The 13,725-nt window shown below is 73.4% G+C and carries 14 protein-coding genes; 11 read left to right on the top strand and 3 right to left on the bottom strand.

Annotated elements, in window-relative coordinates:
- The 4 genes from AB0873_RS20225 to AB0873_RS20210 all read left to right on the top strand — a co-directional run.
- Positions 1-567, top strand: a 567-nt coding sequence (locus AB0873_RS20225) for a glycosyltransferase family 9 protein (protein ID WP_366601255.1), incomplete at its 5' end; no start/stop codon positions are given.
- A gap of 54 nt (positions 568-621) precedes the next feature.
- Positions 622-1,476 (top strand): alpha/beta fold hydrolase, encoded by an 855-nt coding sequence (locus tag AB0873_RS20220; protein WP_366601254.1) that lies wholly within the window; start codon positions 622-624, stop codon positions 1,474-1,476.
- 121 nt (positions 1,477-1,597) lie between these two features.
- Complete coding sequence (locus tag AB0873_RS20215; RefSeq protein ID WP_366601252.1) at positions 1,598-2,224, top strand: hypothetical protein; 627 nt, start codon at positions 1,598-1,600, stop codon at positions 2,222-2,224.
- 207 nt (positions 2,225-2,431) lie between these two features.
- The gene (locus AB0873_RS20210) at positions 2,432-2,794 is read left to right on the top strand and encodes a hypothetical protein (protein ID WP_155333000.1); all 363 of its coding nucleotides are present in this window, start codon (positions 2,432-2,434) and stop codon (positions 2,792-2,794) included.
- A 92-nt stretch (positions 2,795-2,886) separates the two neighbouring features.
- Here AB0873_RS20210 and AB0873_RS20205 read toward each other — a convergent pair whose 3' ends face one another.
- Entirely contained in the window at positions 2,887-3,792 is a 906-nt protein-coding gene (locus AB0873_RS20205; protein WP_366601250.1) for a DUF72 domain-containing protein, read from the bottom strand.
- Between the two features lie 129 nt (positions 3,793-3,921).
- Between AB0873_RS20205 and AB0873_RS20200 the strand changes: the two genes are divergently transcribed.
- Positions 3,922-4,428: a DinB family protein gene (locus AB0873_RS20200; protein ID WP_366601248.1), complete on the top strand. Its 507-nt coding sequence runs from the start codon at positions 3,922-3,924 to the stop codon at positions 4,426-4,428.
- A gap of 120 nt (positions 4,429-4,548) precedes the next feature.
- A complete protein-coding gene (locus AB0873_RS20195) occupies positions 4,549-5,319 on the top strand; it encodes a hypothetical protein (protein WP_366601246.1) in 771 nt (256 codons plus the stop codon).
- Between the two features lie 16 nt (positions 5,320-5,335).
- Here AB0873_RS20195 and AB0873_RS20190 read toward each other — a convergent pair whose 3' ends face one another.
- Positions 5,336-7,402: a glycogen debranching N-terminal domain-containing protein gene (locus AB0873_RS20190; RefSeq protein ID WP_366601245.1), complete on the bottom strand. Its 2,067-nt coding sequence runs from the start codon at positions 7,400-7,402 to the stop codon at positions 5,336-5,338.
- Entirely contained in the window at positions 7,399-7,776 is a 378-nt protein-coding gene (locus AB0873_RS20185; RefSeq protein ID WP_366601243.1) for an SCP2 sterol-binding domain-containing protein, read from the bottom strand. The genes AB0873_RS20190 and AB0873_RS20185 overlap by 4 nt, the downstream gene beginning before the upstream one ends.
- A gap of 125 nt (positions 7,777-7,901) precedes the next feature.
- On the opposite strand from AB0873_RS20185, the gene AB0873_RS20180 reads away from it, so the two are divergent.
- The 5 genes from AB0873_RS20180 (at position 7,902) to AB0873_RS20160 (ending at position 13,681) form a co-directional block, all read left to right on the top strand.
- Positions 7,902-8,165, top strand: coding sequence for an alcohol dehydrogenase catalytic domain-containing protein (locus AB0873_RS20180; protein ID WP_366601241.1), 264 nt, complete (start codon positions 7,902-7,904; stop codon positions 8,163-8,165).
- A complete protein-coding gene (locus AB0873_RS20175; protein WP_366601239.1) occupies positions 8,063-8,542 on the top strand; it encodes a zinc-binding dehydrogenase in 480 nt (159 codons plus the stop codon). The genes AB0873_RS20180 and AB0873_RS20175 overlap by 103 nt, the downstream gene beginning before the upstream one ends.
- Before the next feature lie 51 nt (positions 8,543-8,593).
- Positions 8,594-9,109 carry a 2'-5' RNA ligase family protein gene (locus tag AB0873_RS20170; protein ID WP_155333007.1) on the top strand — a complete coding sequence of 172 codons (516 nt, stop codon included), beginning with the start codon at positions 8,594-8,596 and terminating at the stop codon, positions 9,107-9,109.
- A 279-nt stretch (positions 9,110-9,388) separates the two neighbouring features.
- Positions 9,389-12,820, top strand: coding sequence for a family 16 glycoside hydrolase (locus tag AB0873_RS20165; RefSeq protein WP_366601237.1), 3,432 nt, complete (start codon positions 9,389-9,391; stop codon positions 12,818-12,820).
- A gap of 120 nt (positions 12,821-12,940) precedes the next feature.
- Positions 12,941-13,681 carry a GNAT family N-acetyltransferase gene (locus AB0873_RS20160; protein WP_366601235.1) on the top strand — a complete coding sequence of 247 codons (741 nt, stop codon included), beginning with the start codon at positions 12,941-12,943 and terminating at the stop codon, positions 13,679-13,681.
- Positions 13,682-13,725: the final 44 nt, after the last annotated feature.

The raw sequence follows: 13,725 nt of genomic DNA, 5'->3' as shown, positions 1-13,725 counted from the left end.
CTGGCCCTGACCCGACCACCGCCCGGGACGCTGCCCACCGGGGTGAGCGTGGTGCACCCGGGCTCGAAGATCCCCGCGAAGCGCTGGCCGGCGGAACGGTTCGCCGCCGTCGCCCGCCACCTCACCGCCACCGGCCACCGGGTCGTCGTCACCGGCAACCGCGCGGAGCAGCGCCTGGCCCAGCAGATCGCCCACCTCGCCGGACTGCCCGACCACGCGGTCCTCGCCGGCCGTACCGACCTGCACCACCTCGCCACCCTCGTCGCCCACGCCCGACTCCTCGTCAGCGGCGACACCGGCATCGCCCACCTCGCCACCGCCTACCACACCCCGTCGGTCCTCCTCTTCGGCCCCGTCCCACCCACCCAGTGGGGCCCACCACCCGACCGGACCTGCCACGAGGTCCTCTGGCGCGGCCCGGACGACGGCGGGCGGGCGGACGGCGTACCGCATCCGGCGCTGGCGGCGCTCGACGTGCCGGACGTGCTCGCGGCGGTGGAGCGGGTCGAACGCCGCGCAGCGCCCCCGGCACCGGCGCGGTCGCCGGAGTGGCTCCCGGTCGGGTGACGGCCGTCACCCGCTGGTTACCCGCCGGTAGGCAAGGCCCGTAGATTGGGCACCGTGAACGCGGAGTACCAGCAGGAGTTCGTCGACGTCGACGGGGCGCGTCTCGGCCTCCAGGTCTACCCCGAGCCGGACGACGGCGCCGACACCCTGGTGCTGATCTCCCCCGCCATGGGGGTCCCCGCCCGCTACTACCGGCCGTTCGCCACGGCCCTGCGCGCCACCGGGACGGCCGTCGCGGTCGCCGACCTGCGTGGCACCGGCACGAGCACGCCACCGCCGAGCCGCGCCTGCCGCTACGGGTACGCCGACCTGGCCACCGACGTCGGCGCCGTCCTCGCGGCGCTGAAGGAACGCCGGGACGGCCGGCGGACCGTCCTGCTCGGTCACTCCCTCGGCGGTCAGGCGGCCCTGCTGCACCTCGCGCTGCACGAGGGACACGACGTCGACGGGCTGGCGTTGGTCGCCGTGGGGGTGCCGTGGTGGCGCAGCTACCCGGGCCCGCGGGGGTACGGCGTCCTGCCGTACACGCAGGGCATCGCCGCCACCGCCCGGTTGCTCGGGGTGTGGCCCGGCTGGGGGTTCGGCGGCCGGCAGGCGCGCGGCGTGATCCGCGACTGGGCGTACACCGCCCGGACCGGCCGCTTCCCACGGCTGGACGGGGTGGACGCCGAGGCGGCCGTCCGCGAGATCCGCACCCCGGTGCTAGCCGTCAGCGTCGACGACGACCAGTACACGCCGCACGAGACGCTCGACCACCTGTGCGCCAAGCTCGTCGCGGCGCCCGTGGTGCGCGAGCGCTACACGGCGGCGCAGGCCGGGGCCCGGATGGACCACTTCACCTGGGTACGCGCGGCGGCTCCCCTGGCGGACCGGGTGGCCCGGTTCGCCGCCGACCTGCCGCAGGGCTGACCCCCGCCCCCCTTCTGCGGCGGCTTCGGTGACCGCGCGAGGTATCGGCGGTCGACGGACGGGGGTTAGCGGCTCGGGCGGCGGGTATGCCGCACCGCCCGACACGGTGGAAGGGGATCAGATGTCCGAACGGCACACCGCGCTGCGCTCGATGCACGATCTGGGCCTGGCGGCCTGGTTCGGGGGCTCCCTGATGGGAGCGTTCGGGGTCAACGGCGGCGCGACACAGATCAGCGACTCGACCCAGCGGCTGCCGGTGGCGTCGGCCGGGTGGGCCAAGTGGACGCCCGTCAACGCCGCGGCGATCGGCGCGCACCTCGCCGGCGCGGTCGGTGAGCTGGTGACGGAGAGCCCACGGGTGGCGGCCCAGGCGGGAGTGGGCCGGACCAGCGGCCTGAAGACCGCGCTGACGGTGAGCGCGCTCGCGGTGACCGGCTACAGCCGGCTGCTCGGTATGAAACTGGAGAAGGCCGGCAATCCTCCGGTCGACGGCACGACCGAACCGAACCACTCCACGCCCTCGAACGTGGCGGCGGCCCAGCGGCAGATGAGGGTGCTCCAGTGGGCGATCCCGGCGCTGACCGGGGCGCTGATCGTGGTCACCTCGTACATGGGGGAGCAGCAGAAGCCCGGACAGGTCTTCCGGGGCATGCTCGGACGGGCCGGGACGCTGGGCTCCATGAAGGGGATCGGCAAGATGGCGATGACGGGCATGACCGGTCGCCGGATGGCGACGTCCGGCCGCTGACACGGGACGCTGCGCCCCGCCGGTTCCCGGCGGGGCGCGCAGCCTTTCCCACGGCCGAATTTGCGCCGGTTCCCGGAGGCCGGTTCGCGGTGGGATGCGGCGTTCCGGAAGTCCGGTTCCCCGGCGGGGTGCGGCGTTCCCGAAGGCATGACGACGACCGGGATGGGCAATCGGCCCGGGTAGCCGGACCAACCAGCGAGGTGGGCGATGACGGGCAGCAGCGGGCGCGACGACGGACGGCAGCCGGAGGCGGCCACGCCCTGGGTCACCCGGGACGGTTTCGACGCCGACCCGCCCTGGGGCGCGGGCGAGCACGATCCGATGGACGAGGGCAGCGAGGAGACCGCCGTACCCGAGGGGCGGCGCGGTGAACGCCGGGCCGGTGCGCCGGCCGGGCCGTCGGGGCGGGCCGGCCGACACGGCCTGGGGTCGGTCGAGCCGACGCGTACGCCGACGGCGGGTCCCGGCGCGCCGCCGGACCCGGCGCCGTCACGCCGACCGTTCCCCGACGACGCGGACATCGACATCCGCTCGGAGGACGCGCTGCGCACCCGCGGCCGGCGCTCCTGAACCGCTCACACCGCCCTGGGCACCGACGGGCCTACCTGACGGGCGCCCGGCTGCCAGCCGGTGCGGCTCCGAGCGGCCGGTGAAGAGACCGGTCAACCGGAGCGGGCCGGCTCGGGCGGGCGGGCCGGCTCGACGCCGAGCAGGTCGGCGAGGCGGGCCGCGTCGCGCTGCGCCTGGTCGCCGCAGCAGTTGTTGAACAGCGCGTGCAGTTCGGCGCTCTGCCCGGCCAGCTCGACGAGCAGCTCCGCCCAGTGGCGCAGCTCCCGCTCACCGTAGGCGTCACGGAACTTCTCCTGCTTGTCGCCGGACTCCCAGGCGGTGCCGTGCCCGTGGAAGCGGACCACCGCGAGGTCGGCGGTCGCGACCGGGATCGGCGGCACCGACGAGGGGTGGCCCTGCGGCATGTCGACCGTGACGTGCGCGAGGCCGTGCTCGCGCAGGAAGGCGAGGGTGTCGAGGGCGGTAGCGCCGTCGAACCAGGAGCCGTGCCTGAGCTCCACGGCGACCGGCCAGGGCCGGCACCGCCCGGCCAGCTCGGCGATCCGGCGCCGGGCGGCGTCGCCGTGGGCCAGCCAGGGCGGGAACTGCAACAGCACGGCTCCGAGCCGCCCGGCCGCCGCGAGCGGGTCCAGCGCCGCCCGGAACCGGTCCCACAGCTCGTCGTACGCCTCGGGCGTCAGGTCCCGGCGGCGGACGCGGGCCGGGCCGCCCGCCGGGCGCAGGTCGGCCGGGAGCGCGTCGACCGGTGTCGGGTGCCCCGTGAACAGGCGGAACGCCTTGACGTCGAAGGTGAAGCCGTCCGGCGTCGCGGCCGCCCAGCCGTGGGTCGTCTCCGGTGCGGGCACCGCGTAGTACGACGTGTCCACCTCCACCAGCGGGAAGCGTCCGGCGTAGTGGGCCAGCCGGGTGGCGGGGGTGCTGGCGGACCGCGGATACCAGCCGGACCGCAGCAGCATCTGGTCCGCCCAGGACGCCGTGCCGACCTTGATGACACCCATGTAGTTAGTGGAACCCGGATCGGACGAACCGGCAACCGCAGGGCGAAAACCGGCAGCGTGACGGCGGAGAATGTCGGTGCTCGCACCTATCGTCGGGGCTGTTCCCGACTTCGGCGAAGGGTGACCGCCATGACCGCTACCGCACCGTCCGTCACCGGCGAGCGCGCCGACCTGCTGGCGAGCCTGCGTCGCCACCGCGGCTTCCTGCGGCAGACCGTGCAGGGCCTCAGCGACGAGCAGGCCGCCCTGCGCAGCACGGTCAGCGAGCTGTGCCTCGGCGGCCTCGTCAAGCACGTGGCGACCACGGAGGCCGCCTGGCTGCGCTTCGCGGTCGGCGGCGCCGACGCGATGGCCAGCGAGCCGGTGGACTGGCTCGGCCAGTTCCGGATGACCGAGGGCGAGACGCTCGCCGGCCTGCTCGACGCGTACGCCGAGGTGGCCGCCCGGACCGACGAGCTGGTCACCACGCTCGACCTGGACGGGTCCCACCCGCTGCCGACGGCGCCGTGGTTCGAGCCCGGCGCGAGCTGGAGCGTCCGCCGGGTCCTGCTGCACGTCATCGCGGAGACCGCCCAGCACGCGGGGCACGCCGACATCCTCCGCGAGGCGATCGACGGCGCCAAGACGATGGGCTGAGCCGCAGCCCGGCCCCGGGCCGCCGTCCCGGTCCGGCGCGCGCGGTGTGCGCCGCCGTTGTCCCAGGTCACTCTCCGCCGGTGTGACGCCCGGGCGCTCGTCGGCGCTGAGGGACACGACATGACTGCACACCGGATGGATCCCGACATCGTCGAGCGGCTGCTCGACGGCACCGCCGTCGACCCGACGGACCGGTGGCACGCCCTCGTGCCGTTCCTGTCGGCGGTCCGCGCCGCACCGGCACCCGGCGAGCTGACCGGGGAGGCCGCGGCGGTGCGGGCGTACCAGATGGCGCTCCTCGGCACCCCCGTGGCGATTCCCGAGCGTCGGCGGGGCTTCGCGCTCGCCGGCTTCGGCGGGCGCGCGGCCCTGGTCGGGTTGCTGCTCGCGGGCACCGGCGGGGCGGCGCTGGCCGCCGCCGGGGGCGCCCTGCCGAATCCGCTGCGCCCGTCGACGCCGTCGGTGACGCCGTCCCCGTCGACACCGGCGACGCCCGACGCCACCGGCACCGGCCCGCGGCCCGCTCCCCCGACCGGCGGGGCGGCCCGGCCCGATCCCGACGCCTCGGTGGTGGGACTGTGCCGGGCGTACCGGGCCGGCGCCGGCGACAACCCCGGCCAGGCCCTGGACAATCCCGTCTTCGGCGACCTCGTCGCCGCGGCCGGTGGGCGGGACGAGGTGACCGGCTACTGCGACCGGGTGCTGGCCGGTAAGCCCAGCGACGGCCCGAGCGCCACCCCGACCGGGCGGCACCGCAACCAGCCGACCGCCCGTCCCACCGGCCGGGCGACGCAGCCACCCGCCGCCGTGCCCGGGCAGCCCACGGCGCCCGGTGTTCCGACGCCTGGCGACGGGCCCGGCAAGCCGTCACCGCCCAACGGCGCGACGTGAGGCGGCCCCGGCCGGATCAGCGCAGCCGGGGACGATGCCCACGCACCCCCGCGGCGCGGTCCCGGCCGTAGGCGTCGGCGTGACCCCACCGGCCGGGGACGTCCAGCAGCTCGATCCGCCCGAAGCCCTCCGGCAGCGCCGGGTTCACCAGCAGGCTGTCGCCGCTGGGGACCAGCCCGAGGACGGTGGCGAGCAGCATCAGCAGGCCACCGGAGGACCACGCCTGCGGGCGGCCGGCGATGGGAAGCTGGACCGGGTACTTCGTCAGGGTGCGCGGGTAGCCGGCGACCACCTCGGGCACCGCCCCGCCGACCGTCTCGGCCATGTCGAACATCCCCTGCGCGATCCGCGCCGCCGCCCGGTCGCACCGGTACCGACGCAGCCCGGCGGCGATCAGGGCGTTGTCCCACGGCCACACGGCGCCGAGGTGCGAGCCGACCGGGTTGTAGACGTGCTGCCCGGCCGCGAGGGTGCGCACGCCCCAGCCGGAGAAGAGATCCGGGCCGACGAGGTGCTCGGCGACCGTACCGGCCCGGTCGTCGGGAACGATCCCGCTCCACAGCAGGTGACCGATGTTGGAGGTGAGCGCGTCGACCGGCTCACCGTCGGGGCCGAGGGCCAGCGCGTAGTAGCCCCGCTCGGGCAGCCAGAAGTCCTCGTTGAACCGCCGCTTCAGCTCCGCCGCCTCCCGCTCGAGCCGGTCCGCGTACGCGGGGTCGCCCCAGACCTTCCGGGCGAGACGGGCACCGCGCAGCTTCGCGTCGTACGCGTAGCCCTGTACCTCGCAGGTCGCGCGCGGGAAGCCGGGTTGCCGCCCGTTCCGGTCGGTGATCGCGTCCGGTGAGTCCTTCCAGCACTGGTTGAGCCGACCCTGGCGATCGTTGCGAGGCTGGTAGCGGACGTACCCGTCGCCGGTCGACACGCCGTACTCGTCGATCCAGTTCAGCGCCATCCGCGCCGGGTGGCGCAGCTCCCGCACCAGCGCGACGTCGCCGGACCAGCGCTCGTACTCGTCGAGCAGCACCACGAACAGCGGCGTGGTGTCGGCCGCGCCGTAGTAGAGGGTGGTCGGCTGCTCGCCGAACGCGGCGGCCTCCCCGTAGCGCAACTCGGCGAGGATCTTGCCGGGTTCCTCGTCGTGGACGTCGTCCAGCTGGCCGCCCTGAACCAGGGCGAGCAGGCGCAACGCCACCGGCGTCAGCTCCGGCGTGAACGGCAACGTCTGGAGGCAGGTCACCAGGATGTCCCGCCCGTACAGCGTCATCGCCCACGGCAGGCCACCGACCGTGACCCGCCGGGTGGACGACAGCGGCTCGTAGCGCAGGGCGGCGAGGTCCGTCAGGCACCGCTCGTACGCCGCCGCCAGCGCGCCGTTCTCGGCGACCAGCGTGGGTGCCCGGTCGAGCCAGGCCTGCAGGTCGTCGCGCATGTCCCGGCGGACGTTGCGGTGGTGGGTCTCCAGGTCGGCGCGCATGTCGTGACCGCCCTCGCCCCGCACGGTCATGCTGATGTGCAGGTCGGTCTCCCACTGCCCACGCGGGGCCACCCGGATCCGGAACGTCATCCCCGCCTCGTCGACCTCGACCGGCGCGGTACTGCTCACGATCGCCTCGCGGTCGAAGTGTTCCCGGCGGTACCGGAGCCGCAACTGCCGGCACTCGGGCACGGGGGTGACCTCGACCGGTCGCTCGCGCGGCCGGCCGACCTCGGCGACGTCGGAGAAGTCGCTGCCGATCTCCATCCGGACCGTCATGTCGGCCGGCTCGGCGGAGTGGTTGAGCACGGTGAGCTTCTCGTTGAAGCTGTCGTCGAGGGACCGGTGCCGGATCACCGACACGTCCGCGTCGACGTAGTGGCTGGCGGTGCCGGGGACGAGGAAGAACCGGGTCTCGAAGTACGTCATGTCGTCCCGGGACAGGGCCTGCAACCGCTCCCCGTCGACCCGGAGCACCCAGTGCGCCAGGAACCGGGTGTCGAAGGAGAAGAGCCCGACCGGCGCGCGGGGGTCGGCCTCCATGTCGCCCTGCGCGTCGCTGATCGCGAAGGCGTTGCCGGCCATCACGTGCACCCGCTCCTGCCTCACGGGTGCCTCCGCGTACCGGTCGCCACGTCACGGGGGTGGCGCGCGCCGGGCGAGCCGGGGAACAGCCGGCGGAGCATCATGAACAGCCGGATGTCACCGCGAACGGTCAGGTCGTTGCGGCCCAGTGCGGCCGCCGGGTGCAGCGTCCCGGCGGCGATCCGGTCGAAGACCGACCGGTCTGCGCGCACGACCAGGTCGGCCTCGTCGGCGCTCCGGGTCACCGCCACGCGCTGGTCGGCGATGGTCAGGTACCAGTGTTCCGTGCGGCCGTCGCCGCGGGCGTCGAGGCGTACCGTCCCCGTGGTGGTCTCGGGCAGGTCCGGGTGGATGCCGTCCCCCAACCGCCGCAACAGGTCCGCCGCAGGCGTCGTCATCCGCTCTTCCTTCCTGTCCCTGGCAGGCTGACACGGCGCGGGGTGAGGCCGGTTCACCCGGAGCGGGTGAACCGTTTGACGGCGCGCCGAGCGGGCAGACGGGCCGGGACGGACAGGAGGACCCGATGCGCGCACTGCGGTTGCCCGGCTGGAAGTCCGAGCCCGAGCTGGTCGAGGTGCCCGAGCCGACGCCCGGCCCGGGCCAGGTGGTGGTGCGCATCGGCGCCGCCGGGGCCTACCACTCCGACCTGCACCTGATGCACGACTTCGAGGCCGGCGCGGTGCCGTGGAACCCGCCGTTCACGCTGGGATACGAGAACGCCGGCTGGGTGCACGCGCTCGGCGACGGCGTGACCGGGCTCGACCCGGTGCGGGCGGCGCCGACCTGAGCCTGCGCTCGGGGGCGGACACCGCCCAGGAGATCCGGAAGGCCACCGGCGGCCGGGGCGCGGACGTGATCATCGACTGCGTCGGCGCGGACGCGACGCTGGCGCTCGGCGCCGCCGCGGCGCGGACCGTCGGGGACCTGACCATCGTCGGCCTCGGGGGCGGCACCCTGCCGGTCGGGTTCTTCTCGGTGCCGTACGAGGTGAGCATCCAGACCACCTACTGGGGCAGCCGCCCGGAGCTGATCGAGGTGCTGGAGCTGGGCGCGCGCGGGCTGGTCCGGCCGAAGGCGAGCACGTACGCGCTGGAGGACGCGGTCACGGCGTACCGGAAGATGGCCGACGGCACGCTCGAGGGCCGCGCCGTCGTCGTGCCCTGAGCACGATGGTCGCGCGGCCCGGAAACGCGGGCCGCGCCCTACGATGATCACGTGGTCGCGGCGCTGGAGCTCTACCTGGACACCGATGCCAGCCGGCGGATCCGGGTGCTCTGGGACGCGCTCGAGGCCGAGGGCGTGCAGAGCATGCGCTCGCTGCTGGAGCAGCGGCACCGCCCGCACGTCTCGCTCGCGGTGGCGCCTCGGCTGGACCCCGAGCAGGTGGCCGGAGCTCTCGCCGGGTGCGTGGTGGCGGAGCCGCTGCGCCTTGATTTCCAGTACGCCGGGCAGTTCGTCGGCCGGGTGCTGTGGCTGGGTGTCACGCCGACCACCGAACTGCTGGCGCACCACCGGCGGGTGCACGACCGGCTGGTTGGCGCCGGGGTGACGCTGGCCGAGCACTACCGGCCGGGTCGCTGGGTGCCGCACTGCACCCTGTCCATGCGGGTGCCGAACACGTTGCTGGCCGCCGCCGTCCGCCGCTGCCTGGAGATGCTTCCGCTCAGCGCGACGGTCGTGGCCGCGGGGGTCGCCGACCACGCACGCGGCATCACCCATCCGCTGCCGTGATCGGTACTGCCGACCGATGCCGGGTCGCCGCACCGGAACGCGGCATTCGTCCATAAAGGACGACATCGCCTTTCGCTCAGCCGGCTAGAACTTCTGGTGAACTGATCGAAAGATGTCGTCGTCTGGTTTAATGTCTCGGCTCATCACCCCGCGTTCAGGTGGCGACCCGGGTCGGCGTTCCGATCACCACCTGGCTTTGGTTCGACGGTCACCGCCCTCCCCCACCACGATTCTCGCGGTCGGCCGTCGCCTCACCCCTACTGCGTCCCAGGAGGAACGATGGGCAACTGGCTGCTGCGCCGATTCCGCAGCCCCGTCCTGACGTCGGCCGCGCTCGTCCTCGCCGCCAGCGGCCTGCCGGCGACACCGGCGGCGGCGGCACCACCCGCCCAGGAGCCGGGCGTCACCCTGCGCGTGTACGACGTGCAGGTGCCGCTCGACGAACTCTGCACCCTGAAGCCCGGCCAGACTCCGAACGTCGACCGGCTGATGCCGACGATCAACTGGACGTCGAGCACCGACTTCGGCTTCGCGGACCGCTTCGTGACGCAGGTGCTCGGCAACCTGAACGTCACCCAGGCCGGCTCCTACACGTTCCGGCTCACCAGCGACGACGGCTCGAAGCTGACCATCGGCAGCACCGTCGTCGTCGACCACGACGGCCTGCACGGCCCGACGCCGAAGGAGGGGACGCTCACCCTCGCGGCCGGGCTGCACCCGCTGCGCCTCGACCACTTCGAGCGCGACGGCGGCCAGCAGATCACCCTGGAGTGGCGGACCCCCGGCTCGTCGACGTTCACGCTCGTGCCCAACTCGGCGTTGAGCACCGACGCCGGCGTGGTGCGGGTAACGTCGCCGGGCCGCAAGGAGTGCGAAGGTGTCTTCGACTCGCCCGGCGACGGCCTGCCGCTGGCGGGGGTCCACCCCGGCTACAGCCTCACCAACCTGCGGCCGAGCGGCTTCCAACCGAAGGTCACCGGCATGGACTGGCTCGCCGACGGCAGGCTGGTCATCTCCACCTGGGGCGGCAACGACCAGTCCGGCACCTCACAGGACGGCGAGGTGTACATCCTGGGCAACACCGGTGGATCCACCGGGCCCGGCAACGTCACCACCAAGAAGATCGCCGACAACCTCAAGGAGCCGATGGGCCTGAAGGTCGTCGACGGTGTCGTCCACGTGTCGGAGAAGCAGCGGCTCACCCGGCTGGTGGACACCAACGGCGACGAGGTCGCGGACCAGTACCAGACCGTGGCCACCTGGCCGTACGGCGGGAACTTCCACGAGTTCGCGTTCGGCCTGCTCTACCAGGCGCCGTACTTCTACCTGAACCTCTCCGTGTCGATCAACTACGGCGGTGCCACCACCGATCCCCAGCCGGCCCCCAACCGGGGCACCACCATCAGGGTGCACAAGGACACCGGTGCCGTCTCGTACGTCGCCGGTGGCCTGCGGACACCGCACGGCATCGGCTGGGGGCCGGAGAACGGCATCTTCGTCACCGACAACCAGGGCGGCTGGCTGCCCTCGTCGAAACTGCTGCACGTCAAGCAGGACCGGTTCTTCAACCACTACATGAACCCGGCCGGCCCGTTCGACACCAGGCCGGTCACCCCACCGGTGCTGTGGATGCCGCAGAACGAGATCGCCAACTCCCCCAGCGCCCCCGTGCTGGTGCCCAGCGGCACCTTCGCCGGGCAACTGCTGATCGGTGACGTCACGTACGGCGGGCTCCAGCGCGCGTACCTCGAGAAGGTCAACGGCGAGTACCAGGGCGCGCTGTTCCGGATGACCCAGGGTCTGGAGGCCGGCGTCTCCGAGGTGCACCTGGGGCCGGACGGCGCCATCTACGTCGGCGGGCTCGGCGCCGGCGGCAACTGGGGCCAGAGCGGCAAGCTGGCGTACGGCCTGCAGAAACTCACCCCGAACGGCACCACGGCCTTCGACATCCTCGCCATGCGTGCCACCGAGGGCGGATTCCAGCTCGAGTACACCCAGCCGCTGTCCACCGAGACCGCAACCGACCTCGCCGCGCGCTACCGGGTCAAGCAGTGGCGCTACCAGCCCACCGCCGCCTACGGTGGCCCGAAGATCGACGAGCAGACGCTGACCGTCTCGTCGGCCACCCTGTCCGCCGACCGCAAGACCGTCACCCTCACCATCCCGGGTCGCAAGGCCGGGCACGTGGTGTACGTCCGCTCACCCCGGCCGTTCACGTCGTCCGCCGGACAGTCCCTGTGGAGCACCGAGGCGTGGTACACCCTGAACGCCATCCCGGGCAGCACCCCACCGCCCACCGGCGGCACCAACCTGGCGCTGAACCGGCCGGCCACGGCGGACAGCTCCTGCGCGGCGACCGAGGGCCCGGAGAAGGCCGTCAACGGCAGCGTCTCCGGCGGCAACGGTGACAAGTGGTGCTCGAAGGGCGCCACCAAACACCTCCAGGTCGACCTCGGCGCCGGCCGCGACGTGAACCGGTTCGTGGTGCGGCACGCCGGCGCGGGCGGCGAGAACACCGCCTGGAACACGAAGGACTTCACGATCGCCACCAGCACCGACGGGTCGACCTGGACGACCCGCACGACGGTGACGGGCAACACGGCGAGCACCACCACACACGACGTCACGGCCGTCGCGGCGCGCTACGTCCGGCTGAACATCACCGCGCCGACCAGCACCACCGACGTCGCCGCCCGGATCTACGAGTTCGAGGTGTACGGGCCGGGTGGCGCCGGCGGCGGGACCGGCACCATCACCGGGACCGGCGGCAAGTGCCTGGACGTCAGCAACTCGGCGACCGCCGACGGCACGAAGATCCAGCTCTGGACCTGCAACGGCACCAACGCGCAGAAGTGGACCCGGGTCGGGGAGACGTACCAGGCTCTCGGCAAGTGCCTGGACGTCGCGAACGGCGGCACCACGAACGGCACCAGGGTGCAGTTGTGGACCTGCAACGGCACCGGCTCCCAGGTGTGGCGGCCGCAGGCCAACGGCTCGATCCTCAACCCGCAGTCGGGCAAGGTGCTCGAGGCCGCGGGCGGGTCCAGCGCCGACGGCACCCAGGTCCAGATCTGGACGTACGCCGGCGGCGCCCACCAGCACTGGGTGGTCAACGGCTCGACCGGCCGGATCCAGCTCTTCGACGGCGACGACCTGGACGCCTGGCAGAGCACGGCCGGCGGCGCCGCCACCTGGCCGCTGGCGAACGGGTCGATGGAGGTGCTCGGTGGCGACATCCGGACCAGGCAGAGCTTCGGCGACTTCACCCTGCACGTGGAGTGGTGGGAGCCGACGTACCCGTCGACGGTCACCGGGCAGGCGCGCGGCAACAGCGGTGTCTACCTCCAGGACCGGTACGAGATCCAGGTGCTCGACTCGTACGGCGACCCGTCGCTGGACGACACCGAGGCCGGCTCGATCTACGACCGGAAGGCGGCCGACAGCAACGCGGCCGGCGCACCCGAGACCTGGCAGACGTACGACGTCACGTTCCGGGCGGCGCGCTTCGACGGGGCCGGCAACAAGACCGCCAACGCCCGCGTGACGGTCCGCTGGAACGGCGTCCTGGTCCACGACGACGTGGAGATCACCGGCCCGACCGGGGGCGGCGCCGCGGAGACCGCGGCCGGCGGCCCGATCCGCCTCCAGGACCACGGCGACCCCGGCGCCAACGTCCGCTACCGCAACATCTGGATCGAACCCCTCCCCTAACCAGCACCGGATGCAAGGAAGGGACCCTTCTTAACGCCTGCGGTGGTAAAAGGGTCCCTTCCAATCACCTGGGCCGAAAGTCGGGTGCGTGGACGGCAGCGGGTCGCTACCGTGCCCGACGTGGATCTTGAGATCGTGACCCTCGCCGAGCGGCCGGACCTCGCCCCGCTGCTGGACGACTTCGACGGCGCGTGGCCGGAGTTCATGAGCTGGGACCCGATGGCGGCGCTGTACTACGCGGTCGCCGACCAGCTCTACCCGGAGTACGTCCTGCTCGCCCTCGACCCGGCCGAGCCCGGGCGGGCCGTCGCCCGGGCGTACAGCGTGCCGCTGTCCTGGACGGCCGACGCGCTGCCGCCCGGCGGCTGGGACCGGATCGTGCAGCGGGCCTCGATCAACCGGCTGATCGGCACGAAGCCGAACCTGGTGTCGGCCCTGGAGATCTGCATCCGGCCGGAGGCGCGGGGCCGGGGCCTCTCGGCGCGGATGCTCGCCGCCATGCGGGACAACGCCGCCCGCCTCGGCTTCACCGAGCTGGTCGCGCCCGTCCGCCCCAGCGGCAAGCACACCGTCCCGGACGAACCGATGAGCGAGTACGCGTACCGCGTCCGCGACGACGGCCTGCCGGTCGACCCGTGGCTGCGGGTGCACGTCCGCGCCGGCGGCCGGATCGACTCCGTGGCGCCCCGTTCGATGACGATCCCGGGCACGTTGGCCGAGTGGCGCGCCTGGACCGGCCTGCCGTTCGACCGCACCGGCCCGGTGCACGTGCCGCACGCCCTGGCACCGGTGTGGTGCGACGTGGCACAGGACAACGCGGTCTACGTGGAGCCGAACGTCTGGGTCCGCCACGCCCTCTGACCCCGTCGATCACGAGGTCAGCGGTTCAGGTGACCCCCGCCGCT

The organism is Micromonospora sp. NPDC047707 (assembly GCF_040704235.1).
Taxonomy (GTDB): domain Bacteria; phylum Actinomycetota; class Actinomycetes; order Mycobacteriales; family Micromonosporaceae; genus Micromonospora.
This window is presented reverse-complemented; position numbering and strand designations above follow the sequence as displayed.

Excerpts from the sequence above, each read along its gene's own strand:
- AB0873_RS20215 (WP_366601252.1), top strand. The coding sequence starts at position 1,598 with ATGTCCGAACGGCACACCGCGCTGCGCTCGATGCACGATCTGGGCCTG.
- AB0873_RS20205 (WP_366601250.1), bottom strand. The coding sequence starts at position 3,792 with ATGGGTGTCATCAAGGTCGGCACGGCGTCCTGGGCGGACCAGATGCTG.
- AB0873_RS20180 (WP_366601241.1), top strand. The coding sequence starts at position 7,902 with ATGCGCGCACTGCGGTTGCCCGGCTGGAAGTCCGAGCCCGAGCTGGTC.
- AB0873_RS20210 (WP_155333000.1), top strand. The coding sequence starts at position 2,432 with ATGACGGGCAGCAGCGGGCGCGACGACGGACGGCAGCCGGAGGCGGCC.
- AB0873_RS20200 (WP_366601248.1), top strand. The coding sequence starts at position 3,922 with ATGACCGCTACCGCACCGTCCGTCACCGGCGAGCGCGCCGACCTGCTG.
- AB0873_RS20165 (WP_366601237.1), top strand. The coding sequence starts at position 9,389 with ATGGGCAACTGGCTGCTGCGCCGATTCCGCAGCCCCGTCCTGACGTCG.
- AB0873_RS20185 (WP_366601243.1), bottom strand. The coding sequence starts at position 7,776 with ATGACGACGCCTGCGGCGGACCTGTTGCGGCGGTTGGGGGACGGCATC.
- AB0873_RS20195 (WP_366601246.1), top strand. The coding sequence starts at position 4,549 with ATGACTGCACACCGGATGGATCCCGACATCGTCGAGCGGCTGCTCGAC.